The sequence below is a fragment of the Phyllobacterium sp. 0TCS1.6A genome (assembly GCF_026420825.1).
GTDB lineage: Bacteria > Pseudomonadota > Alphaproteobacteria > Rhizobiales > Rhizobiaceae > Phyllobacterium.
The window spans coordinates 221013-246713 of the sequence record NZ_JAPMAB010000008.1; the positions used below are offsets into that span (position 1 = coordinate 221013).

A 25701-nucleotide genomic window follows, 5' to 3' on the forward strand; every position below is an offset into this window, starting at 1 on the left:
ATCTTCAGAAAAGGATCAACAGAATGCGCAAGGGCTTGGAATGAAATACGCATCCATAGAATGTGCGTCTGTGACGAGGAGAGAATTCCTCACCCCAGGTCCCGACTACAATCGGGTAATCGGCCATTGGACGAGGGCCTCGGATATCCCTCGCACCGTCCGGCACGCCATGCGTGTTGATTACGTGGATGACTATTTAACGCCGCTCGAGCTTGGCAAGGAATGGCTGTTTGAGCTGACATGCAAACATCAGCCACGCACCGGCGCCATCCTGATGCATGGTGACGAACTCTTCGTGCGTGCTACTGGGGATAGCATGCCGCTCGAGGACGGCGTCAGGCCCATGGGTTTCCTCGTGGCCATGGGCCTGGTGATCAAGGGCAAGGTGGTCGTGATTGAAAGAGAACACTGGGGCGGAAATCCATCTGACCCGCGTTATGCTGAAACGGCCAGAATGCACGGGGAGAGTCGGCAACTGAGTGTGCCGCCATCGATAAGCGAAGCCTATTACCACCGTTTTGATGGCATGATCATTCCGGATAGCTGTGTCATTGGCATTGGCGGTCGCATGCTGCCCTATCCAACAATTTCGTGGCAAGTTTGGGAGACGTATCTCGAACGGTTCCGCGGCTACAAGAAGAAATATCTGCCGTGGCTGGAGGAGCGGATTCCGGGCATCCGCCACCCCGGAAAGCTCACGCCTTGGATCAATTTCAGGATGTTTCTCTATGCGCCGGGCACGGCCGGCAAACAGGGCGATGCGTTCTTCGTCAAGAACCACATTCAGGATGGCGTGATCTACCATGTGCACGACGGCGATGTGGAGAACATGCGCATCCTTGCCGACCCCGCCGAAGCCATCGACCGCTACTGCGAACATGTGCTGCTGGAGAAGGACGGCCGCTTCGACTTCATGCCCTACACCCAGGAATGGCGCCCATAGGCTGGGCCCGGGCGTCGTGGTTCAAGCCGCGGCGAGGACCGCCGAATAGGGAAGGTGATGGTACGAAAGCGATCGGAAATAGCCCTTGCCTGCGAGCACCTCGGGGCATTGGCGCTCGCTGGCGATGCCGGCCGGCTCAAATTCCATCAGGACGCATTCGAACGCGGGGAGCGTCTTGGCTTCGTTCCTTATATCTCAAAACAAATGATTGATCGTGCGCTTCAGATTGCCGAGCAAAACAAGCAGATCGGGCAAGAGCCTTCATGTGCGGACAGGCATCCATCCGTGCAATTCCGCCTGAACGGCCCCGCTCCCCTTGAGCACCCGGCGCCTTCCCCCGACCCCGGTGATTGAATCAAAGGCGGCAACTGCTCTATGCTATTGGCTGACCCGTCAACGGATGCGCCATATGCCGAGATATATCTTCAAACTCTTTACCGGCGAGGAGGGCGTGTTCGATGGCGATGGAACCGAACTCCCATCGCTGGACGCCGCCGAAGCCGAGGCTATCAAGGACGCGCGGCTCCTCATGAGCAGCGCCATATTGCGCGGGCATGATGTCTCCGGCGGCCGGGTTGAAATCTGCGACGAAGCCGGCAATCTGCTGCGGACGGTCCTGTTCAAGGATACGATCCGGCCCCGGGACGGCTAGCGGCCGGTCTCGATCATGAGCCGCGTACCGGCGGCATCGAAGCGGTTCGAGCACCCTTCCGGGGCCAAGAGATCGCAGATTGCACTGAGCGCCCTAGCGCAGGAACGGGTTGCCGATCAGCCGTTCATATTCTCGTTCCGGAACGCCATAGCAGCCGCCGGCGATCTCCTCGAGCCGGGAGCGATCGACGATGCGGATGTTTCCGCGCGTGGCCTTGATGGCGTGCATGCCTTCAAGCACGTGGATCTCATTGGTAACTCCCGAGCGGCGCACGCCCAGCATCAGCGCGAGAAATTCATGCGTCAGCGCCAAATCGTTGACGCGCAGGCGGTCATGGCACATCAGGAGCCAGCGCGCCAGCCGCTCCTGCATGTTGTAGCGCGCATTGGCGAGCGCCGAATGCGCCAATTGCAGCTCGGCCGTATGCACATATTTCAGGAACAGTTCGCGCGCCATGTTGAAGCGCTCGAACATCTGTTCCAGCTCGACCACGGGCACCGAAACGCCGATCCCCTCGACCTGCATGAAAGTGCGGTTCGGCGTCCGGTCCGCCCTGAGGACGATATGGGCGCCGGACACGCCTTCATAACCGACATGGCCGACTTCGATGGATTCGTCATCGCCCGTCGAGGCGACGACGGAAGCCAGTCCCTGCTCGATGAAGAAGACATGGCTGTTCGGCTGGTTGGTTTCCACGAGAACGCGCTTCAGTGGAAGATCGACGATCTTCATCACGGGAGAGAGAAAGTGAAATGCTTCGATTGGCAGCTTCCTCAGCAGGTAATTCTGCACCGCCGAGGGATCGATTATGGTCATTTGTGCTCCAGTCGGGCTGGAGCCCGTCCCTTGGCAGTCCATGCTGCTCAAGGCCGTGGTATGACGGAAAAAACCAGGCCACGCTATGCTTTGTACGGTTTTGACCTTCAACCGGTCTCAAGGGTGGAACGAGGCGAGACCGGGAAAAACGCCGAGCCATCCAGCCCGCTGTCTCAACCCTAGTCCAATCTGCGGATTTGTCCATTTTTCATTTGAAAACACCAGTCCGCCCTGCTTGACGAGAGCGGCGATTACCGCCGCCAGTTGGCCGCGGCTCTGCCGGCAGCTGCCTTCGACGGCGCATTGCGGGATCGCAATCCGGCAGGCAGCCGCCTCGCACTGGACGCCAGCGCACAGATGCAGGAAAGGCCGGGAAAGACGGGCTGCGCAGCCTGGCCCTGGTCAGGGCCGGTCGAGCGGGCATGTCTTGCAATAATCGAGGCTGGGGATGAGGTAGCGGATGCAGCAGACGCGCCGCTGCCGCTTGAGGTCGGCACCGATTTTCCGGTAGCGCACCGGCTCGAACAGCCGGTTTGGCCGGCCATCGCGCCATTTGCGCGTATCGAGCAGTTCAACCATCTGGGCGATGGCGGGGTGATCGGGCCCGAGCGCGGCTTTCAGCCGTTGCAGGACCTGCTCGATTATATTGCCGGCATTGCTCCACAGCACGCGCGGCGCAATGCCGCTCGCGGCGGCCAGTGCCGCGATGACCGGCTCGAGATGATCCGTCAAAAGCGGCTCAAAGCGGTCGAAGGCATGGGAAGGGCCAATGGCGTCTCCTTCGTGCCGAAGCCTGAGTGCGGCAGTGCGCCCATCGGGCGACAGCACGATGTCGAGATCGGCCAGGGCAGTCGGCATCCGGTGATTGGCGACGAGGCTGGCGGCGAGGAAAGGCGTCAGCAGCGTGGAGAAATGCCATTTCGACCATTGGGAGGCCACGGCGCGCCTTTCCGGCTCGGCATAGTTGCGGGCAAAGCGCGCGATGAGGGCGCCGAGCACATCCGCGTCGAGCAGGTCCGTGCCGGCGATGGTTTCGCGCGGATCATCCGCCTGCGCCAGCATGCCGCCGACAATGGCGAGATCTCCGGTGAAAATCCGTGCGAGCGTGGAACTCATTTCCGTATCAGCCAGATGAAATAGGTCCCGCCGAGGCAGGTGGCGACGATGCCCGCCGGGATCTGCCAGGGGAAGGCGACCATCCGGCCGAGCCAGTCGGCGAATACCATCAGGATGGCGCCAAGAAGGCCGGCGGCGCAGAGCTGCGCCATTGGCCGGTTCAGCCCGAGCATGCGGGCCATGTGCGGCGCCATCAGGCCGATGAAGCTGAGCGGGCCGACGAGCAGCGTCGATGCCGCGGTCATGATCGCCGTCAGCGCCAGCAGCACCAGCCGTGTCCGGCGCACGGTCACGCCGAGAGCGCTGCTGGTGGCAACGCCCAGCGGCAGGATCGAGAGCCAGCGTCCGGTCAACGGCACGAAGATGATCATCATCAGCGCGATCGAACAGACCAGCGCGGCATCGCGGCCGGTGACGGAATAGGTCGAACCGGCGAGCCAGCCGAGGACCGTGACGATGCGCGGATCGCCGCTGAACATGAGCACGGATATGACCGCGCCAAGGATTGTCGTCAGCGCGATGCCGGCCAGCAGCATGTGTTCCGGCGCGAATGACGAGCGGCGGCCGAGCCACAGCATCAGCAGCAGCGTTGCGAATGCACCGAGACTGGCGGGGAGCATCATCGCGGCGCGGTCGGCGCCGGGCAGGAGCAGGACGGAAACGATCATCACCAGGGCGGTGCCGGCGGATATGCCGAGCAGCTCCGGGCTCGCCATGGCATTGCCGGTCACCCGCTGCAACAGGACGCCGGCCATGGAGAGCATCAGACCCGCTGCCGCCGCCGCGGCAACGCGCGGCAGCCGCCATTGCATGAGAAGGTGAAACTCGTCGCCCAGCGCCCAGGTCCAGCCGGCCTCGACGCGGCCGAGCGAGAGCGTCAGCCACAGGACGAGCAGAAGCAACGCCAACAGCATGACCGTCAGGCGCCATGGCCGAGCCGATTGCCGCAGGGCAACCCTCGGCCGCGTGACGACAGGACCCGCCGCCCGCACCTTGCGGATCAGCCACAACAGCAGCGGCGCGCCGATGAGGGCCGTGACGCTGCCGGTGGGAAGGTCGGCGCCGCCGGCGACGATCTGGACGAGCTGGTCGGCGAGGGTCAGCAGCGCCGCGGCGATCAGCGGCCCCCAGACGAGCCTTTCGCCCAAACGGCGGGCCCCGGCATACCGCGCTATGGCCGGGCCGGCGAGACCGATGAAGCCGATGACGCCCACCGATCCGGCGACGAAGGCGCTGAGCACCACGGCAACGGCGATTGCAAGCGCGCGCGCCGCCGTCAGCGACAGGCCGACGCTGCGGGCGCCGTCGTCGTCGAGGTCGAGCAGCGCCAGCGGACGCAGCATGCACAAGGCAATGATGGCCGCGATACCGAGGCGCGGCAACAGGCCGGCCACCATGATCCAGCTGTTCTGGCTGAGCGATCCCGCCTGCCATTTGAACAGATCGCTCAAGGCGTCGAAATGGACCAGAACGAGCGTCTTGCTGATCGCATCGAGGTAGAGCGAAACGACAAGGCCGGAAAGAATGACCAGCAGCGGCGACAGGTCGCGCTTCCATGTCAGCGCCAGCACCAGCAGAACGGCCAGGCTGCCGCCAAGAAAGCCGACCGTATCCTGGCCCAGCACCAGCAGCCCCGGCATCCACAATGTGGCGGCGGCGAGAGCGAGCTTCGCGCCGGCAAAGACGCCGAGCGTGCCGGGCTCCGCCAGCGGATTGCGCAGCACCTGCTGGAACAGCACGCCGGCAAGGCCAAGCGCGGCACCGCAGAGCAGGCTGGCGCAAAGCCGCGGCAACAGGCTGTAATGCAGCATCAACTGGCGCATGTCGGCTTCGGACGGGTGCAGCACGGCATTCCACCAATCGCCCGCCGGCAGCACCACCTGGAAATTGCGCGCGGCCAGCGCGAGCGCAACGGCGGACAGCAGCAGGACGAGCGCCGCCGGGCGAAGGGAATGCGAAACCCCATCCATGCCGGCCCCCCTATCCATGCCGGTTCGCCTATCCATGCCGGTTCGCATCCGGGGCAAGGGCGGCCTCGAGCTGGCTGGCCAGTCGTATCGCCGAATGAATGCCGCCATTGGGGTAGATCACCGGCATGGCAATGACGCGGTTTTGCCGCACCGGCTGCAGCGCGTTCCAGAACGGGCTCAGCCGCAGCCGCTGCAGCGCCCGCCCGGTTTCCTCGCCGCGATGGAAATGCACGATCTGCGCTTCCGGCACGGCGGCAAGTCGTTCGATGCCGATGGTGGTGACGCCGGATGCGTTGACCTTGCCATCGAAGGCATTGTCCAGGCCGAGCCGGCGCAGGACGTCGCCGATCATGCCATTGCCGCCGAATATCGCGGCGTGGCGCCCGTCCTCGACCAGCCGGATGACATAGACCGGGCGTTGCTTGCGGGCGGCCAGGCTCCGGCGTGCGGCCGCAAGAACGTCATCGGCGCGCGCGTTCCACATCCGGGCTTCATCCCCCTTGCCGACCATGGCGCCGACCTGCAGCAACAGGTCCTGGAGATGCTCCACCGCGGGCCTGTCGCGGGATACGGTGCTTATCGGGGCGAGCGGTGCGATACGGGCGAGATTGTCCTGGCCGAGGATCTGCCAATCGGCCAGCATGATCAGGTCCGGCTTCAAATGTTGCAGATATTCAAGATTGGGCTCGAGCAGCGGGCCGATATCGACGACTTCCGGCGGTAGCGACGGAACGGCGACCAGCTTGCGGTAAAGCGGAAGATTGGCGACGGCAATGGGGCTGAAACCAAGCGTGAGCAGAAGCTCCGTCGGCAAAAGATCGAGGGTGACGATGCGGCGCGCAATGGTGGCGGAATGTGCCTTGGCGGCAAGTTCCGCAAGAAGAGGGACGGCCATCAGGCCGCCCATGAATGCGCGCCGCGTCAGCGTCATCCCTGCGCTACCAGCGATAGCCCAGGCTCGCCGTCACCGTCAGCGGTTCGCCATAGCGGCAGCCGCCGGAATCGACGCAGGTATAGTATTTCTTGTCGAAAAGATTGCGCGCATTGACGGAGAGCGTGGTGCCTTCGTATTTCTTGTCGATGGCGCCGAAATCATAGCTCACCATCGCGTCCACCAGCACGCGCCCCGGCACATCCTTGTCGAAATCCGGAACATTGGCCGAACTCAGATAGCGGGCGCCGGCGCCGATCTTCGCGCCCTTCAGGCCGACATCGTCCAGCGCATAGTCCGCCCATAGCGAGACCGTATGGTAGGGCACCAGCGCCACGCGCTCGCCGGCCGGGATCGTCTGGCTGCCCTTGACCGAACGCGCATCCGTATAGGCATAGCTGCCGATCAGGTTCAGATTGCCGAATTCGGCCTTGGCTTCCAGTTCGAAGCCACGGGAGCGGACCTCGCCGATCTGCTCGAAAGTGATGCCGCCATCGGCGGAAGTGACGACATTGGTCTGGGTAAGATCATAGATCGCGGCGCTGAGCAGGAAATTGCTGCCGGGCGGCTGATAGCGCAGCCCCACTTCGTACTGGGTGCCCTTCGATGGCTCGAACATGCCATAGAGCCCGTCCGGACCTGTCGTCGGCGCGAAGGACTGGCTGACGCTCGCATAGGGCGCGAGGCCATTGTCGAAGAGATAGACCAGCCCGGCGCGGCCGGTGAAGGCTTCGTCCTTCCGGTTCGATACCACGCCCGAACGGTAGCTCGTCACGCCGCTGTCGCTCCAGTCATAGCGGCCGCCGAGCAGCAGCACCCATTTGTCGATCTTGATCTGGTCCTGCAGATAGACGCCGATCTGCTTGCTCGACTGGTACCAGCCGCGATCGCTGGCAAAGTTGACGATGGGCGTCGCGTCATAGACGGGGTCGGAAAGATCGAGCGGCCCCACCGCCCCGGCAAATCGATGCGATTCATAGGTGCCGCGGTAATAATCGATACCGCCGAGTACCGTATGTTCGGCCGGACCGGTGTCGAACTCGTATTGCAGCGACGTATCGGTGGTGAAGCCGGTGGATTTCTCGGTGCGGTTCCACAGGCCGCGCCGCAGCGTATCGCCGCTGAGGCCGGTGACGGTGAGATAGTCCCACTGCACGTCCGCGCGGAAATAGCGCGCATTGTTGCGCAGCTTCAACCCGTTGTCGAACTCGTGCTCGAACAGGTATCCGAGCGTGAACATGTCGCTGTCATAGCGGTCATAGCCGTGCTGGCCCACGAACATGTCGCGCGGTATCCGCTCCGACCTGACGACGTCATACGGCAAAGGCGGGGCAAATCGGGTGCGTATCTGCTGGTAGCTGCCGAGCAGGGTCAGCGAGGTTGCATCGTCCGGACTCCATTTCAGCGCCGGCGCGATATAGCGGCGGTCGTCCGGCACGTCGTCGACCCAATTGTCCGCATCGCGCAGCAATCCCGTCAGCCGGTACGACCATGCGCCGTCCTCGGTGAGCGGGCCGCCGAAATCCGCCGAAACCTGCTTGCGGTCATAGCTGCCATATTCGACATTGACCTCGTGCAGCGGCTCGGCGGTCGGCCGCTTGCTGATGGCATTGACGACGCCGCCGGGGCCGAGCTGGCCGTAAAGCATGGACGAGGCGCCGCGCAGGACTTCCACCCGCTCCAGCCCATAGGGCTCCTGCGCGCCGTCATAGACATTGGTCTGCAGTTTCATGCCGTCGCGCAGCATGCCGAGATCGCCGGTGGCGACATTGAAGCCGCGCACCATGAAATCGTCGACCATGCGCGAGAAGGCCGGCGACTGGCTGACGATGCCGGGCGTATAGGACAGGGCATCGGCCATGGATGCCGGCTTGGTGGTCTTGATCTGGTCGGCGGTGACTATGGAAACCGATTGCGGCGTCTCGATGAGCGGCGTGTCGGTCTTGGTGCCGCTGGCGCTGCGCTTCGCCACATAGCCCTGCACCGGGCCCCAGGCATTCTCGCCGCTGATATTGATCTGTTCGAGGGCGATCGAGCCATCGGCCGAGGTGCTGCCCGTGATCACGGCGGCGCCTTGATCGACGATCGTCACCGTGCCGCCGCTGATGCGATAGGTGAGGCCGGAACCGGCGAGGATCTTCCGCACAGCTTCGCTGTTGGTCAGCGGGCCGCGTGCGCCGGGCGAATTCTTGCCGCGCGCGAGGTTTGCGTTGAAAAACAGCTGCATCTGCGTCGCCTGCGAAAACGCCACCAGCGCGGAGGAAAGCGGTTGCGGCGCGATATTGAACGAGGCCCGTCGCTGCGTCGCGGCTTCCTGGGAAACCGGTTGCTGGGCCAGCGCGGCCGGCGTCGTCATCGCCGCCGCGATGGTGAGAACAGCGGCCAATGCCGGTTTCAGCAGCGGTCCTGCCGGATTTTGCTGCGCCAGGTCCCCGGCTTCTGGTCCCGATCTTCTTCCGCCCCGCATGAATTCACCCCGTCCTGTTGCTGTCGCGAGGCACCGTGTTTTTCTGGTCCTCATGGTGTTAGACACCCGACAACGCCGAACCAATGAGCGCGCAGGCAAATTATTTTGCCGCATACTGCTAGCGGGCATAGACGAAGGTCAGATAGGCCGTGGCGTTGACGATGCGCACGGGCAGCGTTTCCGCGATCGTCTGCAGCGCCTTTTCCGCGTGCGCGGTCTCGAAGATCGCCGTCACCGGCGTCGCGCCGATGCCATTGTCCATCAGCATGATCCTGCCATGACGGTAGCGCTGCAATTCCACGAGCACGCGCCGCAAGGGGACGTCCTCGAAGATGATGCGGTCCTGCCGCCAGGCCTTGACGCCAGTCGCATCGACGCGGGCGGGCGGCCGCGGCCCATCCTCGCCATAGCTGATCTGCCAGCCTTCCCGGACCACGACCGGCGCGGCTGTCGGCGTCTCGACCGCAACCGAATGTTCGAGTACCGCCACGGTGACCTCGGCGTCGCTCAGCTTCACGTCGAACTGGGTTCCGAGCGCCCGCGTCGTCCCCGCCGCCGCTTCCACCAGGAAGGGCCGCCGCGCCTCCGCCGCCACGCGGAAGAAGCCCTCGCCGCGATGCAGCACCAGCCGGCGCTCCCCCTCCGTGAATTGCAGCGAAGCGGCCGAATGGCTGCCAAGCTCGGCCGTGCTGCCATCGGGCAGCGTGAACGTGCGGCGCTCGGCAATGCCGGTGCTGTAATCGGCCGAAAACTCGGGACGGGCGACCACATAGAGCGAAGGCGCGCCGACAAGAGCGACAAGCCCGCCGAGCAGCAGGCTGCGGCGGCCGATACGCCCGGAGCGGCTCAGGCGCTCATATTCCGGCTTGACCAGATCGAAGCGATCCCACAGCCGCCTGGCGCGCGCATAGGCGAGGCCATGCGCCGGGTCGGCCAGAAGCCATGTTTCCAGCGCGGCGCGATCTTCATCGGAGGCCTTCTCATCCCTGACGAGAAGGAACCACTCCAGCGCCTGCCTGAAAACGGGATCGGTATCGACTTCCTGCATCTGCTCCCTGGAATTCCGTCGCATCGGTCCGGCGTCTCCGACCAATGCAAATCTCAACTCAGCTGGCGGTCGAGCTCCAGCATCGCGGCAACCACATGCGAGATCACCGTATTGCGCGAAATATTCATCTGCGCGGCGATCTCGTCGTAGGAAAGCCCCTCGATCCGGTTCAGCACGAAGGCTTCGCGGCGGCGAACGGGCAGGCGCAGGATCGCCTCGAGCAGGCGGCGCAGCTCGTCGCGATACAGCGTGACGAGTTCCGGCGACGGGGCCGCATCGGCGATCTGGTCGAATTCGACGCCGGGCACCTCGATCTCGGCCCTGCGGCGCGCATCGCGCAGATGATTGAGCGCCAGATTGCGGACCGCCTTCCGGGCATAGGCCGCGCTCATCGTGCCGGCCTGGCCGTGCTTCGCCAATATATTGGCAAAGGCCTGCTGGACGAGATCCTCCGCCATGACCGGATTGCCGATCAGCCGCCGCACGAAGGAACGCAGCCGGCTGTGCTCGACTTCGTAAAGCTCGGTTATCTGCAATGTATGAGCGTTCATGCGGCGGCCGTTAATGGCTGCCTCTCCGGCAGCAGTTGGTCTCTGGAAATCGTGTACGTGCTCGAATATTGAGGCGCAATCGCTAAGATTTAGGAATATTCTAAAATGAAATCAGCAGCTTGGTCCGGATCGGCTGAAACTTGTGGCGCTTTATCATGTTTTGCGTGCAGAATCATGCCCTTCGCCTGAAAATGCGCCGCGAACGGGCTATCGATGGCTGCCGGTGGCAGCGAAATGTTTGTGAACAAGTGTTACCGGTTTGCTACAATGATACATGCCGTCTGCCACGGTTTTTCCGGCTGCCCCCAGTTGCCCGGCCGCCCTGTCGCCGGCTCCAGCCGCCGCCATGCTTCCAGCCTTCAGGTCGGCAGCGTTGCCCGTGCCGCCGCGCCGCGGAACGCCCGCAGCGATGGGTATGATTCCCCGCCTTGCGCCTCCTGCCGTGCCTTCGTCAGCATCAATTCGCGCTCATGGGCCGGCAGCCGCACCAGCGCCTGCAGCGCCGCATCCGAAAGCTGGAACCGGCCGCAATTCAGGCAGACGACCCTCATGAGGTTTGCCGAAGCCGTATGCGCCGCGATCTCGCCGCAGACCGGGCACGCGGCCTTGAACGACCGCAATCCCGCCGCCATCGTCAACGGCCCTTGGCGATATCGAGCCGCTTGGTCGTTTCGCTGAAAGCGGTTTCCTTGGCGGCCGCCGGCGCCTTGGCCTGTTTCGGCTTCCTGATTTCCTTGCTGCTGCGTTTCTGACCCTTGGCCATCGATCGATCTCCCTTGGCGATGTGAAGCGCACATGTCCGGCCGCGCGAAAGCGCGCTGCCTGTGCTGTTGTTGCGAAATATGGAAAATATCCGGGGAGCCTGCCTGCTCCTGCCGATATAGACCTGGGCGGGAGCGCATATCATCTCTCATGCACCGGCCGCTAAGCGTAGTCCCGATGCTGCCGTCACACTACGCCGATTGCCGGTGGAGTCAAACCGGCATCGCAATCTCCGCCGGGAGGAACCCGGGCGGAACCAACAGCCACAGGGCCCTGCATTGACATCCCGGATTTAATTAACGACCAACGCTAATAAACAAAATCGCTGTTTCTTTAATTAGCAAACTCAGCTATTAAAATCCCGGATGATTAACATTCGGAGCCGAGTTGTGCCCCATACGTCCAATCTTGACGGACGCCTCGGCAGATTTGTCGAAACGGCTGTTGCCGGAGAGCGCGTGAGAGCCTTCGTTCCGCCGCCTCTGCCGCCGGAGCCGCCTGTCGGTCTTTCCCATCTGCTGACCCGCTTGAGCGAAGCGGAGCGGGCGCTCGGACGGCTTGACGGTGTTTCCATCCTGCTGCCCAACAAGGAACTTTTCCTCTATATGTATGTGCGCAAGGAAGCGGTTCTGTCGTCGCAGATCGAGGGAACGCAATCGACCCTGTCCGATCTCCTGCGGTTTGAATCCGAGGCTTTGACCGGCAAGCCGCTGGACGATGTTCGCGAAGTCTCCAACTATGTCGATGCGATGATGTACGGCCTTGAACGCATGGCCGAACTGCCGATTTCGCTGCGCCTGATCCGGGAGATGCATGGCAAATTGCTCGATAGCGGGCGCGGGGCAACGCAAAACCCCGGCGAATTCCGCACCTCGCAAAACTGGATCGGCGGCACCCGTCCCGGCAACGCGATGTTCGTCCCCCCGCCTCCCAACGAGGTGATGAACTGCCTCGGCGACTGGGAGCGCTTCGTGCATGCGGAAACGCCGGAAATCCCGGCGCTCATCAAGGCGGGCCTGCTGCATGTGCAGTTCGAGACGATCCATCCCTTTCTGGATGGCAATGGCAGGCTCGGCCGTTTGCTGATCACGCTTTTCCTCTGCGCCGAGGGCGTCCTGCGGCAGCCGCTGCTCTATCTTTCGCTTTATTTCAAGACGCACCGCGCCGACTACTATCGTCTCTTGCAGGAGGTGCGCGAGCGGGGCGCCTGGGAAGCCTGGCTCGAATTCTTCCTCGACGGCATTGCCGAAACCGCCAACCAGGCCTTCGACACCGCCAACCGGATCGCCACCCTGTTGGCCGAGGATCGCGAGCGCATCGTCGCGGAAGCCGACCGCACGGCCTCCGTCCTGCAGGTCCACGACCTCATGCGAACCAGCCCGTTCCTGACGGCCGTCGCTGCGGTGGAGAAAACCACGCTGACCATGCCGACGGTCAATGCCGCCTTGGTGCAGCTTCAATCGCTCGGGATCGTCAGGGAAATCACCGGTCGTAAACGCGGCCGCGTGTTTTCCTATAGCGCCTATCTCGACATCCTCAACGATGCGGCAGGTCTGTGAGCAGTGCAATATCAGGAAAACTGGTGCCGCTTGCGTGACTCGAACACGCGACCCCATCATTACGAATGATGTGCTCTACCAACTGAGCTAAAGCGGCAGGAAAGTTGCCTTTCCGGTCGGGGCCGGCGTCCGCGCGGGGCGTCGCCTCCCGAATGGGGGCCTGATACAGCCATTGCGGGGCAAATGCAAGGGCGAGATCAGGCTGCGCAGAGAGTTTTCCGCGCTTCGTGATATTCGCGCTCCAGCCGGGAAACCAGCGCGCCGGCGCTGGTGATTTCCTTTACCGCGCCGATGCCCTGGCCGCAGCCCCAGATGTCCTTCCAGGCCTTGGCGCCGGTGGTCGCCGATTCGAAATCCATCTTGGTCGGGTCGGCCTCGGGCAGATGGTCCGGGTCCATGCCGGCCTGGGCGATGGATGGCTTCAGGTAATTGCCGTGGATGCCGGTGAAATAATTGGAATAGACGATATCCGCCGCATTCGAATTGACGATCATCTCCTTGTAGCCTTCAACCGCGCGCGCCTCGTCGGTGGCGATGAACGGCGAGCCGATATAGGCGAGGTCCGCGCCCATGGCCTTCGCGGCGAGAATGGATCTGCCGCTGGCGATGGCGCCGGAAAGCAGCAGCGGCCCGTCGAACCATTCGCGGATCTCCTGCACCAGCGCGAAAGGCGAGAGCGGCCCGGCATGCCCGCCCGCGCCGGCAGCGACGGCGATGAGCCCGTCCGCGCCCTTGCGGATGGCCGAATTGGCATGGCGATTGTTGATCACGTCGTGCAGCACGATGCCGCCATAGGAATGGATAGCCTCATTCACCTCCGGCACCGCGCCGAGCGACGAAATGACGATCGGCACCTTGTATTTCACGCACATCATCAGATCGTGCTCCAGCCGCTTGTTGGAGCGGTGCACGATCTGGTTCACCGCAAAGGGCGCGGCCGGGCTGCCGGGGTTCCGCGCATCATGGTCGCGCAGCGCCTCGGTGATCTCGGCCAGCCATTCGTCAAGCTGCGCCTCGGGCCGGGCATTCAGCGCCGGAAACGAGCCGACGACGCCCGCCTTGCATTGGGCAATGACCAGCGGAGGATGGGAAATGATGAAAAGCGGCGCGCCGACAACCGGAATCCGCAAATTGTTCTTCAAGATTTCCGGCAATGCCATCGGCCGCTCCTCCAAATGTTATTTTGACGTTTGCGTAAACGTAATAACAGTCTAGCAGGCCTTGCCCATTGAGCAAGTCCCGAGTTTGAGGCCGTGGGCCCGACATGGGGTCGGCCGTGTGGGGGCCCGACATGGGGCTGAACGTGGGGGCCGGCCGTGGGGGCTGAACGGGAGGTGGCCGTGGCTTTGGTCGCGGATTGTGGTAGTGAGGCGCGGCCGTGGGGTTGGCAGGGGGCCCGACGTGGGCGCCGGGCGGGGTCGAGGAGCGTGCCCGTTCGCCGGGACGTTTGTCGGGGCCGGTATGGTCGGGCGAAGTTCTCCGGTCCTTTCGCTGGCCCCCGTTCGCCGAGGCGGGTGCTCGGTCAGTTCAGGAGCACTCGAATGAAAGGGCCCACCGGCAGGAAGGCTGATTTTTCGGGCGCCGGCTCGTCATCGACGGTGGTCCTGACATGCGCCGTTTGCCCTTATGTCTTGAATAAGCCACGAGATAGGGTATGGCTGGAAAAACATATCGTCTGGCCGTGAATCAGATGCGCGGCCTGAACGGGCGCTTGGCGGCCCTATGGTCATTTGAAGGAAAATCGTCGGTTTGGAAGCGATTGAGCAGGCAATAAGAAATGCGTTGGCCAAGGCCGATGCGGCAAATCCGGCGGTGCGGCAGAAGATCTACGAATCTGCCTGGACGGCGCATGAGCGCTCGCTCGCCGCCAATGGCGCCCTGGACGAGCAGCAGCGCAACGAACGGCGCGAGCGCCTGAAGGCGACCATCACGCGGGTCGAGAACGGAGCCGCAGCGCAACAGCCTCCTCTGCGGCCAGAGCCTTCCGGGCGCCAGGAGCCTGCCATGCCGACTGTCGAGCCGGCAGCGCGCCCGCAATCGCCGCGCCCGGAGCCGGCATTCGCCGATGCCCCGCGCGGCGAGCGGCGGGAGCCGGTTCTCGGCGAGGACGAGGCGCTGCTCGGCACGCCTGATCTGCCGGCGGGCCGTGCGACGACAGCGGACAATTACCGCCCGGACTATCGTTCGAGGCGCAAGCACCGGCAATCGGAAGGCAGCAGGGTCGGCGGTCTCCGCAAGTTCCTGATCGTCGCGGCGCTGCTGGCCGTGGCGCTTGGCGGGCTGTGGTATGTGGCCTCCGGCCTCATCGCGGTCAAGCCTTCGACCACCGCCGCCAGCAATCCGCCGGCCAGCGGCAGCCATGAGCCGCTGAAAGAGGGACAATTGCCGCCTGAAGGCACCTGGATCGAGATATTCGGGCCGGCAGACACGTCGCAGGTATCGGTTTCCGGCCGGGCGACTGCGAGCATTGCCGGCGACCAGGCGCAGAAATTCCTGCGCGTGAAGTCACCCGGCGAAGCGGATGAAATCAGCTTCGCGGTCGGCCCCGGCGTCCTGCAGCAGATCGCGGGCAAAAAGGCGGTGTTCGACATATTGGCGAAGACCGGCGGACCGGCGACGCAGATGGCCGTCAGCTGCGATTTCGGCAGCGCCGGCGATTGTGGCCGCAAGCGCTATGACGTCTCGGATGCGACCTCGGAATATCTGGTGCAGGTGGAACTGCCGGCCGGCTCCGGCAATGGCACCGGCGCGATCAAGATCAATTCCGACATATCCGGCGCGGGCAAGAGCGTCGATATATTGGCTATCCGCCTCCAGATCATGAACTGAACATCGTGACACGCGCTTTTCTTTCTTCCGGCGATCTCATAGCGGATCGCCGGGCTTCCTATGCTGAAATGCTGGCGGAGGCCGGCGACCACGCGGCCGCGGCGGACCTCATGCGCCAGGCGCTGGAGATCGTCCCGGACTGGACGGCCGGCCTGTTCCGGCTGGCGGAAATGTTCGAGGCCGCCGGCGACAGCGATGCCGCGGCGGATATCTGGCGCGAGGTGCTGGCGCAGGACCCCGATGACCGGTTCGGCGCGGCGCTGAAGCTTGCGGCCGCCGGCCATGGCGAAGCGCCGCCGACCCCGCCGCCGGCCTATGTCGAGACCCTGTTCGACGCCTATGCGCCGACCTTCGAGAACATGCTGCTGGACCGGCTGGAATACCGGGTGCCGGAATTGCTGGCCGCTTCCATCGAGGCGGCGGCGCCGGGCCGGCGCTACGCATCGGTGCTGGACATCGGCTGTGGCACCGGCCTCATGGCGCCGCATCTGAGGCCGCAGGCGGAGAGGCTGGTCGGCATGGACCTGTCCGAGGCGATGCTGCGGCAGGCGGCCGAAAAAGAGCTTTACGACGAATTGCTCAAGGAAGACGTCAATCTCTTCGAAATGCCCGCCGACAGTGTCGATCTCGTCGTGGCCGCCGACGTTTTCGTCTATGTCGGCGATCTCGCCGCCTCGTTTGCCACGATCGCCGCCATACTGGAGCGCGGCGGCCTGTTCGCATTCTCGGTCGAGCGCCATGACGGCAGCGACGACATGCTGCTGCAGGAATCGCTGCGCTACGCGCATTCCGAAGCGCATGTCAGGGACCTGCTCGGCCGGTATGCGATGGAGCCGGTAAGCATCGCCACCGAGCCGATCCGCCTCGACCGGGGCGAATATCTGCAGGGCCTGATCGTCGTCGCGCGGCCGAAGCCCTAGTCCTTGCGGAAGATCAGGCGGCCCATCCAGCCGGTAATGACGGCGAGGAAGACGGCAAAGAGGCCGTAAAGCAGGCTGTACTGGTTGGCGGCGCGATAGATGCGGAATTCGAGGCCGGCCTTCAGGATGTTCAGGCTGGTGGAGCTTTCACGCAGGAATTCGCCATTGCGGAAGAGGAAGGCGCGGGCCACGTGCTTGCCGACCGGCACATTTGCCGGCAGCGACAGCGTGGCGCGGAAAAGCGTCGCCGAGAGAAACTGCACATCGCCGATACGCTGCGTATAGAGCCGCTGCTTCAGCTTCAGCCGCGGCAGTTCCGCGGTGAATTCCTTCAGCGACTGGCTGGAATCGAAACCGTCCGGCATCGGCTCGTAATACATGTTGTAGACGCCGATCCCGAGCTGCTGGAACACTTTCGGCACCGCGATATCCTGCAGGCTGCGGGTCGAAGCGAGCGAATAGGAGGCGGGAATGTTCTGGAACGCGACGGATTCCGCATTGATCCAGATGCCGAGATAGCGGTCCTTGCGGCGCACGACGAAACTGCGCTGCGGCCCTTCCAGCACCACCACGACATCGTAGCGGCCCTGCCTCTGGATCAGCGGATCGGCATTGTCCAGCGCGCCGAACACGGTGAGATCGGTGCCGCGGAACCCGGAGGTGATGGCGATCGTGTCGGTCGAAAGGCCGATCTCCACCGTCTCCTTGTTGCCGGGCAGCTGCTGGGCCGCGGCGATGGAGAGGCTTGCGAGAAGCGTCAGCGTCGAGAGGGCGGCCCTGATCATTGCGCCCCCGTGACCACCGCCAGCCCGACCGAATAAAGATCGTCGGGTGTGACGAAGAGTTCTATGGCGAGACGCAGGCCGACGGCAAGAACGAGCAGCGCCAGCAGCGCGCGCAATTGCTCGCCGCGCAACTTCTGGCCGATACGGGCGCCATATTGCGCGCCGATCACGCCGCCGGACATGAGGAGGAAGGCCAGCACGATATCGATCGACTGGTTCGTCGTCGCCTGCATCACCGTGGTGAAGGCGGTGACGAAGACGATCTGGTAGGAAGAGGTGCCGACGACGACGTTGGTCGGCATCTTCAACAGGTAGATCATGGCCGGCACCATGATGAAGCCGCCGCCGACGCCCATGATCGAGGAGAGGAAGCCGATGGCGCCGCCGAGCACGAGGATCGGAATGATGCTGACATAGATCTTCGAGGCGCGGAACCGCATCTTGAAGGGCAGGCGGTGCACCCAATTGTGCTGGCCGGGCCGCTTCAGCGTGGCGAGCTGCCCCGCCCGGGTCCGGCGCATCGCCTGCACGCTCTCATAGAGCATCAGGCCGCCGATCGTGCTGAGGAAGACGACGTAGAGCAGCGAGACGATGAGATCGAGCTGGCCGAGCTCGCGCAGCAGCACGAAGACATAGATGCCGATGGCAGCGCCGACGACGCCGCCTATCACCAGCAGCGTGCCGAGCTTGACGTCGAGCGTGCCGCGCTTGAAATGGGTGAGGGCGCCGCTGAAGGACGAGGCGATGACCTGGTTGGCGCCGGTGGCGACGGCAACCGCCGGCGGGATGTTGTAGAAGATGAGCAGCGGCGTGATCAGGAAGCCGCCGCCGACGCCGAACATGCCCGACAGGAAGCCCACCGCAGCACCCATGCCGAAGAGCACAAAGATGTTGACCGAAATCTCGGCTATAGGCAGGTAGATACCCAAGGGAAACCCCAATTCTCATTGCCGTCCCGCAGCGGAGGATGACAGCAATTCTTTAAGGTTTCTTGCCCTTTCGGCCGACTTTAGTCAAACGCCGACTGGCCTGCTGCGAGCCCCGCCGAAAGTTTAGCTGCGGCGCTGTGGCATATGCGTTACGTCCGCGGCTCAGCCCTTCTTTTTCAGGAGGTTCCTGACGAGGTCGGAATCGACGGTTCCCGTCGGCGCAAGGCCATTATCCTTCTGGAATGCCATGATGGCTTCGCGCGTCTTGGCGCCGATCTTTCCGTCCGATCCGCCGGTGTCGTAGCCGTTCTTCTTCAGGATGAGCTGGATGTTGCGTACGGCCTTCTCGATGTCGGCCGAGCCGGTTACGGTCGGTGCATCCTGCCATTCCGCCGGTATCTGCGGTGCATTGGCTTCGCTGTTGGTGTCGCGAGCCTTCCACAGGGCCGTTGCCGCCCTGGCGCGCTCCAGCCGTGCGGCGTCGAGCACCTTGGCCACTTCATCGCGCTTGCCTGCCGCGTCCTTGTCGCCGGCATTGGCGGCCAGCGCGAACCATTGGTAGCTCTCCTCGAGATTCTGCGCCATGCCCATGCCCTTTGCGGCGAGGATGCCGAGATTGAACTGGCTGTCCTTGACGCCGTATTCGGCGGCGCGATTGAACCATTGGGCTGCCGCCGCATTGTCGGGCGCTCCGTCGGCGCCGGCAGCGAACAGCACGGCGAGATTGTGCATCGCGCTCGTATTGCCCTGCTCGGCGGCCTGCCGGTACCATTCCCTGGCCTTGGCAAGGTCACGCTCGACGCCGAGACCCTTCTCGAAGAAATTGCCCAGCCTGTACTGCGCCGGTGCGAAGCCGTGCTTGGCGGCGAGTTCGTACCATTGCGCCGCCTTGGCATAATCGCTGGTGACGCCCCGGCCATCCATGAAGCGGTTGCCGATCTCGTATAGCGCCTTCGTATCGCCGGAAGCGGCGGCATCGCGCAAAGCGTCGGGTCCGGCCTCGAGCGGTACGGCGGGTATCGCCTCGGCGGGCGGCGTTTCGGCCTGCACCGGAGCCGGTTCCGGCGTGGCGGGAGGCGCTGCGACGATGGCCTCGTCTATGGTCGCCGGCGCTGCGGGCTCGGCCGGCTGGATGGCGCCGACATGGCTTGAAGCTGTCGCATCAATGCCGGTCGGGCCAGTATCGGTCAGGCCAGAGTCAGTCTGGCCAGAGCCAGCTGGAGTGGAATCGGTCGGCCGTACCGCTTCGGTGGCGGGCCCGGCGACGGATGCTGCCGTTTCGGGCGCGGTGGCCTCGGTGAAGAAGGCGTTCTTGATCTGCAGGCCGGCAATGGCGATCATGATGGCGCTGATGGCGATCAGGATCGGCTTGCGGCGGCGCGAAAAGAAGCCGCGCCTCGCTTCGGGCGTCTCATCCTCGCCAGCCATGGCAGGCTCGCGCTCCTGCTCTTCCGCCTCGGCAGCCGCCGCATGGGCAGCACGCCGCGCTGCAGCGATCAGGTCCGATTTGGTGGAGGGAAGGTCGGCGCCATGGGGCTTTTCGCGCCGGTCGTCGCGCACGCGCTTCAGGATCGAATCCAGGTCCGGCATGCCGGAACCCGGTCCGCTTGGGCCGCTGTCGAGATCGATGGCAGGCTCGACCTGGCCGTCATCGTCCCGGGCGGTGTGATCATCGAAGCTGCGGGTGATGCCGCCGAGGAGCGAATTCCGCTCGCGGCCATCGGCTTCCGCCGCGGCGGGTTCAGCAGCCCGCTCGACCGGGGCAGGCGCGCTTTCAAGCGATGCCAGCCGATCGACGATCTTCAGCAGCGTGTCATGGATGGCTTCGAAAGTCTTGGTGTTGCGGTCTTCCGATTTCCGCGCCAGCCCTTCGAGCACCTTCAGATCGTCGGCGAGCTGGCGGGCAATGGCGCTGTCATGCGGCGTTTCGAAACCGGCGGCATTGCCGATGGCCTCGACGGCGGCCTGACGGGCGGCCTCGATGACGAAATCGCGATTGGCCGCCAGCGTGTCCTCGATGGCGTCGAGACGGGGGGTGATCGAAGCCACCTGCGCATAGCGTTCATTGGACAGGGACAGGTGTTCGGCCAGGCCGGCGATCTGGAGTTCCAGATTGCGGATGGCCGCATCGGTCTGCCCGGCCGGCGGCACATTGGCGGCGATATATTGCGCCATGTCCTCGAAACGGGCGTCGATATTGTCGGCGAGGCGGGCGCCATGATGCGCGCTTGCCTCATACTGGTCGTCGAGCCGCCGGGTCAGCGCGCTGAAGCGCTCGTCCATGCGCAGGGCCAGCTCGTCGCTGGCGCCATGGCCGGACATGGTCTCCAGCTTGTCGATGATCTGGACGACACGCTGCTCGAGTTCACGGAAATCGGAAATGTTGATCGCGGCCGGGGCATTCTGCAGATGGCGCGACATGGCGGCCAGCTGGTCGGAAAGCGCGTCGATGTCGACCGAGGGACGCGTGGTCCCGGCGAGGGTTTCGACCCGATGCGCCAGCTCGCCCATGCGCTGCAGCAGCGTATCGGAGAAGCGATCGTCGAGCGCGGCTTCGACATTGCCGGCAAGGCTGGCGATGCGCGCTTCCAGCCGGTCCAGCCGGTCCAGCCGGTCCGTATCGGCGTGGCGGTCAGCGGGCCGCGCGGTGGCGACGATGGCGCGGCTGATTTCGTCAAGCCGCTCATCCATCTGCCGCATGAAGCTGGCGGGCAGGGTGGGTTCGCCCGCCTGCGGCAGCGGAATGCTCTCGCCGGAGACCCTGCCCGCATATTTCACGGGCGGAACGTCACGCAGGATCGATGGGCCGCGGCCCGTCCGTTCCGGCCAGCCATGTTCGAGGCGTGGCGCGGCGCGGTCGGCGGTCGACAGGCGCAGGCGGTTCATGGAGCTGCCATGCGGCATATCGGAGGCGCGCAATTCCTTCAGCTGGGCCGCAACGGCGGAAAGGTCGTGCTTGCCATCGGCCTGGCGCGGCGCATAGGCGCGTTCTGGGCTGCGCTCCGGGCCGCGCTGGCTCGCCGCAGAGGCGCCGGCGCGGGAGGCCAGCCGGGCGAAACGGTCGGCGAGGTCGCCATCATCCTGCTCCGGCTGCGGTGCCGGCTCGCTCGCCATCGCCTTGCGCAACTTGCCTTCGAGGATTTCGAGCGTCCTGTTGAGATCATCCAAGGACGAAGCCTCGCGCCGCGCGCGATTCACGTTGACCTGTTCCATCAGTGACCCCTGGTTCGTCATGGACGTCTGCTTAATCTCTGTGCCGCCTGCGCGGCTCGGGTTCATTGCTTGAGCTCTATGGGAAAGCCGGGGCGTGTCGCGCCTTGGAGCCAAACCGGAGAGCTGGGGCAGGGCCCCTCGCGATCCGGCAAGCCGTGAAAAACAAATCACAAATAAACACGGTTCACCGTTCTGGAGACATTGGCCAAACGTGGTAAACAACTGGTTAAATTAGTAGCGGAATCGCCAATAAAGCGGTCGTGGGAGATGAGAACGGATGTCTTTGTCGCGCTTGGCCATTTGCCTGGTGATCCTGGCCTGCTGCCTGCTGCCCGTGACCGCCATCGGACAGCACGCTTCGCCCGTCCGCGTCAATCAGGCCGGCTATCTGCCGCAAGGACCCAAAGGCGCAACGATCATATCCGATGCGCAGGAGCCGCTGGACTTCCGGCTGCTCGATGCGGCCGGCAGCACCGTCTATCGCGGCAGGACCGTACCCGCCGGCCCTCATCCGTCGTCCGGCCTCAAAACGCATGGCGCGGATTTCAGCGCCTTTCATGGCGCCGGGGATGGCTACCGGCTGGCGGTGGCCGGCAATGAGAGCGTACCCTTTCCGATCGGCAATAGCCTCTATGAACGATTGAGCATCGACGCCCAGTCCTGGTTCTATCTTGCCCGCAGCGGCACCGGGATCCGCGCCGATATCGTCGGCGAGGCCTATGCAAGGCCGGCCGGGCATGTCGGCATCGCCCCGAACAGAGGCGACCGGCAGGTGCCATGCCTCGATCGCGACGAAGCGGCGAAGCTCTATCCGGATCTCGACTGGCATTGCGACTACAGGCTCGATGTCGAGGGCGGCTGGTACGATGCCGGCGACCAGGGGAAATATGTGGTCAATGGCGGCATCGCGGTGGCGCAGCTGATGGATATCGTCGAACGCGCCGAGCTTTACGCCAATGATCCGGCGGCCATCACGGCGGATGGGCGCTTGCGCATTCCCGAACATGGCAACAATATCCCCGATCTTCTCGATGAGGCACGCTGGGAACTCGAATTCCTGTTGAAGATGGTCGTGCCCGACGGAGAACCGCTCGCCGGCATGGTTCATCACAAGGTTCACGATACGCAATGGACGGGCCCGCCGATGCTGCCGCATCTCGATCCGAAGGCGAGGGCGCTTTATGCGCCGTCCACTGCCGCAACGCTCAATCTTGCAGCGGCTGCAGCGCAGGGCGCGCGGCTGTTCCAGCGCCATGATCCGGCCTTTGCCGCCATATTGCGCAAGGCGGCGGAAAAGGCATGGGCGGCGGCGCGCAGGCATCCGGCCATCTACGCACCTTCGGTCTATTTCGAGGGCGGCGGCAATTATGGCGATGGCGATGTCAGCGACGAGTTCTACTGGGCGGCGGCCGAGCTCTATCTCGCCACCGGCGGCGCTTCCTATCTTGCGGCGCTGCGCCAGTCGCCGCATTGGGCGGGCGACGTCTTCGACAGGGGCGGCCATGGCGCTTTCGACTGGGCGGGAACGGCGGGCCTCGCGCGGCTGCACCTCGCGCTCTACGGCAAGCGCCGGCTGCCGGCGGGCGATCATGCCGATATCCGCCAGTCGGTGATTGCAGCAGCCGACCGGTTGCTGGCGCTGCAGGAGACCGAGCCGTTCGGCCAGCCCTACAGGCCGGACAATGGCCAATATGACTGGGGCAGCAATCATCTCATATTGCAGAACATGATCGTCGTTTCGGCGGCCTACGATCTGACGCGAAAGCCCATCTATCTGCAAGGCGTCCGCCGGGGCATGGACTATCTGCTCGGCCGCAACCCGATGAACCTTTCCTATGTTACCGGCTATGGCACATTCTACGCCAAGAACCAGCACAGCCGCTGGTTCGCGCATCAGGTCGAGCCATCGCTGCCGCACCCGCCGCCCGGCTCGCTTGCCGGCGGCCCCAACTCGTCGCTGGTCGACGAGATCGCACGCGAGCGGCTGAACGGCTGTGTCGCGCAACTGTGTTATGTCGATGATATCAATGCGTTCGGCTCCAACGAGATCACCATCAACTGGAACGCCCCGCTGGCCTATATCGCCAGTTTCCTCGCCGATACTGGAGATGCCGATACCGGGGATGCCGATACTGGGGATGCCGATACCGGGGATAAAGGCACGGCCGGCGCGGGGAATGGGAATGCCGGAGACAGTGGCGCCGATTGATCGCCTTCTATTGATCGCTGCCTATTGATCGCCGTCTATTGATTACCGGGACCCGAAGGACGAGAAAATTGCCGCACCCGCACAATTTTGACGTTTACGGAAACGTCAAAATTGCCTATAGTGGAATCATGATCCGGCAGTGCCGAATTCCGCGCGCTGTCTTTCTGCTTGTGTTGGAGGAAATCTATGCCGAGTTATCGCGCGCCCGTGGAAGACACGCTGTTTGTGCTGAACGATGTCCTGGGGCTTGAACGTTACAACAACCTGCCGGGATTTTCCGACGCGTCGTCCGATATTGTCGAAGCCATTCTCGGGGAAGCCGGAAAGCTGGCGGAGAATACGCTCTTTCCGGTCAACCAGTCCGGCGACCGGCAGGGCTGCGTGCGCGGCGATGACGGTTCGGTGACGACACCGGAAGGCTATGGCGAGGCTTTCCGGCAATATCGCGAAGGCGGCTGGCTCGGGCTGGCGGTGCCGCAGGAATTCGGCGGCCAGGGCCTGCCCTACACGATCCATGTTGCCGCCGGGGAATACATGTCGTCGGCCAACATGGCGCTGATGATGTATCCCGGCCTGACGCAGGGCGCCATCGCCGCGATCCTCACCCATGGCACGGATGAGCAGAAGCAGGCCTATCTGCCGAAAATGGTGGATGGCGCCTGGACCGGCACGATGAACCTCACCGAGCCGCATTGCGGCACCGATCTCGGCCTTCTGCGCACCAAGGCGGTGCCGAACGGCGACGGTTCCTACAGGATATCGGGCCAGAAGATCTTCATTTCCGCCGGCGAGCACGACCTTGCCGAAAACATCATCCATCTCGTCCTTGCCCGCATCGAGGGCGCGCCGGAAGGGGTGAAGGGCATTTCGCTCTTCATCGTGCCCAAGTTCAAGCTCGACGGCGACGGCAATCCGGGCGAGCGCAATGGCGTTTCCTGCGGCTCCATCGAGGAGAAGATGGGCATCCATGGCAATTCCACCTGCGTCATGAATTATGACGATGCCACGGGCTACCTGATCGGCGGCGAGCACAAGGGCCTGCGGGCCATGTTCACCATGATGAACGAGGCGCGGCTCGGCGTCGCCCTGCAGGGGCTTTCCATTGCCGAGGTCGCCTACCAGAACGCCGCCGCCTATGCGCGGGAGCGCATCCAGGGCCGCTCGCTGACCGGGCCGAAGGAGCCGGACAAGAAGGCCGACCCATTGATGGTCCATCCCGATATCCGCCGCATCCTCCTGACCATCAAATCGTTCAACGAAGCAGGCCGCGCCTTCATCCTGTGGTCGGCATTGCGCTCCGATGTCGCCCATCGCTCCGGCGACGAGGCCGAGCGCCAGCTGGCCGACGATGTGCTCGGCCTGATGACGCCGGTGCTGAAGGGCGTGCTCACCGACAAGGGCTTCGAGCACGCCGTCATGGCGCAGCAGGTCTTTGGCGGCCACGGCTATATCGAGGAACATGGCATGAGCCAGTATGTCCGCGATGCGCGTATCGCCATGATCTATGAGGGCGCCAATGGCGTTCAGGCGCTCGATCTCGTCGGGCGCAAGCTCGGCCTCAATGGCGGCCGCGCCGTCATGGCCTTCTTCAAGGAAGTCGGCGATTTCTGCGAGGAGAACCGCTCCGACGAAAAGCTGTCCTTCTATACGAAGCATCTGAAGAAGGGGCTGAACGACCTTCAGGCCGCCGCGATGTGGCTGATGCAGAACGGCATGGCCAATCCCGACAATGCCGGCGCCGCATCGACCGATTTCATGCACCTCTTCGGCCTTGTGAGCCTCGGCTACATGTGGGCGCAGATGGCCGGGGCCGCCAATGCCAGGCTTGCGGCCGGCGCTGCGAACGCCCAGTTCTACGAGACCAAGCTTTTGACCGGCAAGTTCTTCATGGAGCGCGTCATGCCGGAAACGGCGGCGCATCTGGCGCGGATCCAGAGCGGCTCGGAGACGATGATGGCGTTGCCGGCGGAAGCATTCTAGACTTTGGAACAAAGCCGCGGG

At 63.9% G+C, this 25701-nt stretch carries 21 protein-coding genes and 1 tRNA gene; 8 read left to right on the forward strand and 14 right to left on the reverse strand.

What is annotated here, in order from left to right; all coding sequences use genetic code 11:
• Positions 1-169: 169 nt before the first annotated feature.
• The 3 genes from OSJ75_RS17620 to OSJ75_RS17630 are packed head-to-tail and all read left to right on the forward strand — an operon-like array spanning position 170 to position 1595.
• Positions 170-943, forward strand: a complete 774-nt coding sequence (locus tag OSJ75_RS17620; protein WP_267228929.1) for a hypothetical protein — start codon at positions 170-172, stop codon at positions 941-943.
• 57 nt (positions 944-1000) lie between these two features.
• On the forward strand, positions 1001-1297 hold the full coding sequence (locus OSJ75_RS17625; RefSeq protein ID WP_267228930.1) for a DUF6990 domain-containing protein: 297 nt from the start codon (positions 1001-1003) through the stop codon (positions 1295-1297).
• 55 nt (positions 1298-1352) lie between these two features.
• The gene (locus OSJ75_RS17630; protein WP_250020235.1) at positions 1353-1595 is read left to right on the forward strand and encodes a DUF6894 family protein; all 243 of its coding nucleotides are present in this window, start codon (positions 1353-1355) and stop codon (positions 1593-1595) included.
• Between the two features lie 93 nt (positions 1596-1688).
• Here the strand turns inward: OSJ75_RS17630 and OSJ75_RS17635 are convergent, their stop codons facing one another.
• The 9 genes from OSJ75_RS17635 to OSJ75_RS17675 form a co-directional block, all read right to left on the reverse strand.
• Positions 1689-2411 (reverse strand): Crp/Fnr family transcriptional regulator, encoded by a 723-nt coding sequence (locus OSJ75_RS17635; RefSeq protein ID WP_250020234.1) that lies wholly within the window; start codon positions 2409-2411, stop codon positions 1689-1691.
• 402 nt (positions 2412-2813) lie between these two features.
• Positions 2814-3527, reverse strand: coding sequence for a siderophore-iron reductase FhuF (gene fhuF, locus OSJ75_RS17640; protein ID WP_267228931.1), 714 nt, complete (start codon positions 3525-3527; stop codon positions 2814-2816).
• Complete coding sequence (gene fhuB / locus OSJ75_RS17645; protein ID WP_267228932.1) at positions 3524-5515, reverse strand: Fe(3+)-hydroxamate ABC transporter permease FhuB; 1992 nt, start codon at positions 5513-5515, stop codon at positions 3524-3526. Before fhuB ends, fhuF begins: the two co-directional genes overlap by 4 nt.
• Before the next feature lie 10 nt (positions 5516-5525).
• On the reverse strand, positions 5526-6428 hold the full coding sequence (locus OSJ75_RS17650; protein ID WP_267228933.1) for an ABC transporter substrate-binding protein: 903 nt from the start codon (positions 6426-6428) through the stop codon (positions 5526-5528).
• A gap of 7 nt (positions 6429-6435) precedes the next feature.
• On the reverse strand, positions 6436-8895 hold the full coding sequence (locus OSJ75_RS17655; RefSeq protein ID WP_267228934.1) for a TonB-dependent siderophore receptor: 2460 nt from the start codon (positions 8893-8895) through the stop codon (positions 6436-6438).
• A 118-nt stretch (positions 8896-9013) separates the two neighbouring features.
• A complete protein-coding gene (locus OSJ75_RS17660; RefSeq protein ID WP_267228935.1) occupies positions 9014-9967 on the reverse strand; it encodes a FecR family protein in 954 nt (317 codons plus the stop codon).
• A 29-nt stretch (positions 9968-9996) separates the two neighbouring features.
• A complete protein-coding gene (locus OSJ75_RS17665; protein WP_267228936.1) occupies positions 9997-10494 on the reverse strand; it encodes an RNA polymerase sigma factor in 498 nt (165 codons plus the stop codon).
• Between the two features lie 359 nt (positions 10495-10853).
• Positions 10854-11126 carry a hypothetical protein gene (locus OSJ75_RS17670; RefSeq protein WP_250020227.1) on the reverse strand — a complete coding sequence of 91 codons (273 nt, stop codon included), beginning with the start codon at positions 11124-11126 and terminating at the stop codon, positions 10854-10856.
• 2 nt (positions 11127-11128) lie between these two features.
• Positions 11129-11257, reverse strand: coding sequence for a hypothetical protein (locus OSJ75_RS17675; protein ID WP_256473331.1), 129 nt, complete (start codon positions 11255-11257; stop codon positions 11129-11131).
• A gap of 364 nt (positions 11258-11621) precedes the next feature.
• Here OSJ75_RS17675 and OSJ75_RS17680 point away from each other — a divergent pair, with 364 nt between their 5' ends.
• The gene (locus OSJ75_RS17680) at positions 11622-12815 is read left to right on the forward strand and encodes a Fic family protein (RefSeq protein WP_267228937.1); all 1194 of its coding nucleotides are present in this window, start codon (positions 11622-11624) and stop codon (positions 12813-12815) included.
• A 21-nt stretch (positions 12816-12836) separates the two neighbouring features.
• Here the strand turns inward: OSJ75_RS17680 and OSJ75_RS17685 are convergent.
• Positions 12837-12912: transfer RNA gene (locus OSJ75_RS17685), tRNA-Thr, on the reverse strand.
• Between the two features lie 100 nt (positions 12913-13012).
• Entirely contained in the window at positions 13013-13975 is a 963-nt protein-coding gene (locus tag OSJ75_RS17690; protein WP_267228938.1) for an NAD(P)H-dependent flavin oxidoreductase, read from the reverse strand.
• Between the two features lie 622 nt (positions 13976-14597).
• Here OSJ75_RS17690 and OSJ75_RS17695 point away from each other — a divergent pair.
• Entirely contained in the window at positions 14598-15644 is a 1047-nt protein-coding gene (locus OSJ75_RS17695; RefSeq protein ID WP_267228939.1) for a hypothetical protein, read from the forward strand.
• Positions 15645-15649: 5 nt separating this feature from the next.
• Complete coding sequence (locus tag OSJ75_RS17700; RefSeq protein WP_267228940.1) at positions 15650-16564, forward strand: class I SAM-dependent DNA methyltransferase; 915 nt, start codon at positions 15650-15652, stop codon at positions 16562-16564.
• Here OSJ75_RS17700 and OSJ75_RS17705 read toward each other — a convergent pair.
• From OSJ75_RS17705 to OSJ75_RS17715, 3 genes are all read right to left on the reverse strand, one after another.
• Positions 16561-17349 carry a TIGR02186 family protein gene (locus tag OSJ75_RS17705; RefSeq protein ID WP_250020222.1) on the reverse strand — a complete coding sequence of 263 codons (789 nt, stop codon included), beginning with the start codon at positions 17347-17349 and terminating at the stop codon, positions 16561-16563. The genes OSJ75_RS17700 and OSJ75_RS17705 overlap by 4 nt on opposite strands.
• The gene (locus tag OSJ75_RS17710; RefSeq protein ID WP_250020221.1) at positions 17346-18278 is read right to left on the reverse strand and encodes a sulfite exporter TauE/SafE family protein; all 933 of its coding nucleotides are present in this window, start codon (positions 18276-18278) and stop codon (positions 17346-17348) included. Before OSJ75_RS17710 ends, OSJ75_RS17705 begins: the two co-directional genes overlap by 4 nt.
• 162 nt (positions 18279-18440) lie before the next feature.
• Positions 18441-21512, reverse strand: a complete 3072-nt coding sequence (locus tag OSJ75_RS17715; RefSeq protein WP_267228941.1) for an SEL1-like repeat protein — start codon at positions 21510-21512, stop codon at positions 18441-18443.
• A 256-nt stretch (positions 21513-21768) separates the two neighbouring features.
• Between OSJ75_RS17715 and OSJ75_RS17720 the strand changes: the two genes are divergently transcribed.
• Positions 21769-23700, forward strand: a complete 1932-nt coding sequence (locus tag OSJ75_RS17720) for a glycoside hydrolase family 9 protein (RefSeq protein ID WP_267228942.1) — start codon at positions 21769-21771, stop codon at positions 23698-23700.
• Between the two features lie 186 nt (positions 23701-23886).
• Positions 23887-25680, forward strand: a complete 1794-nt coding sequence (locus OSJ75_RS17725) for an acyl-CoA dehydrogenase C-terminal domain-containing protein (protein WP_267228943.1) — start codon at positions 23887-23889, stop codon at positions 25678-25680.
• Positions 25681-25701: the final 21 nt, after the last annotated feature.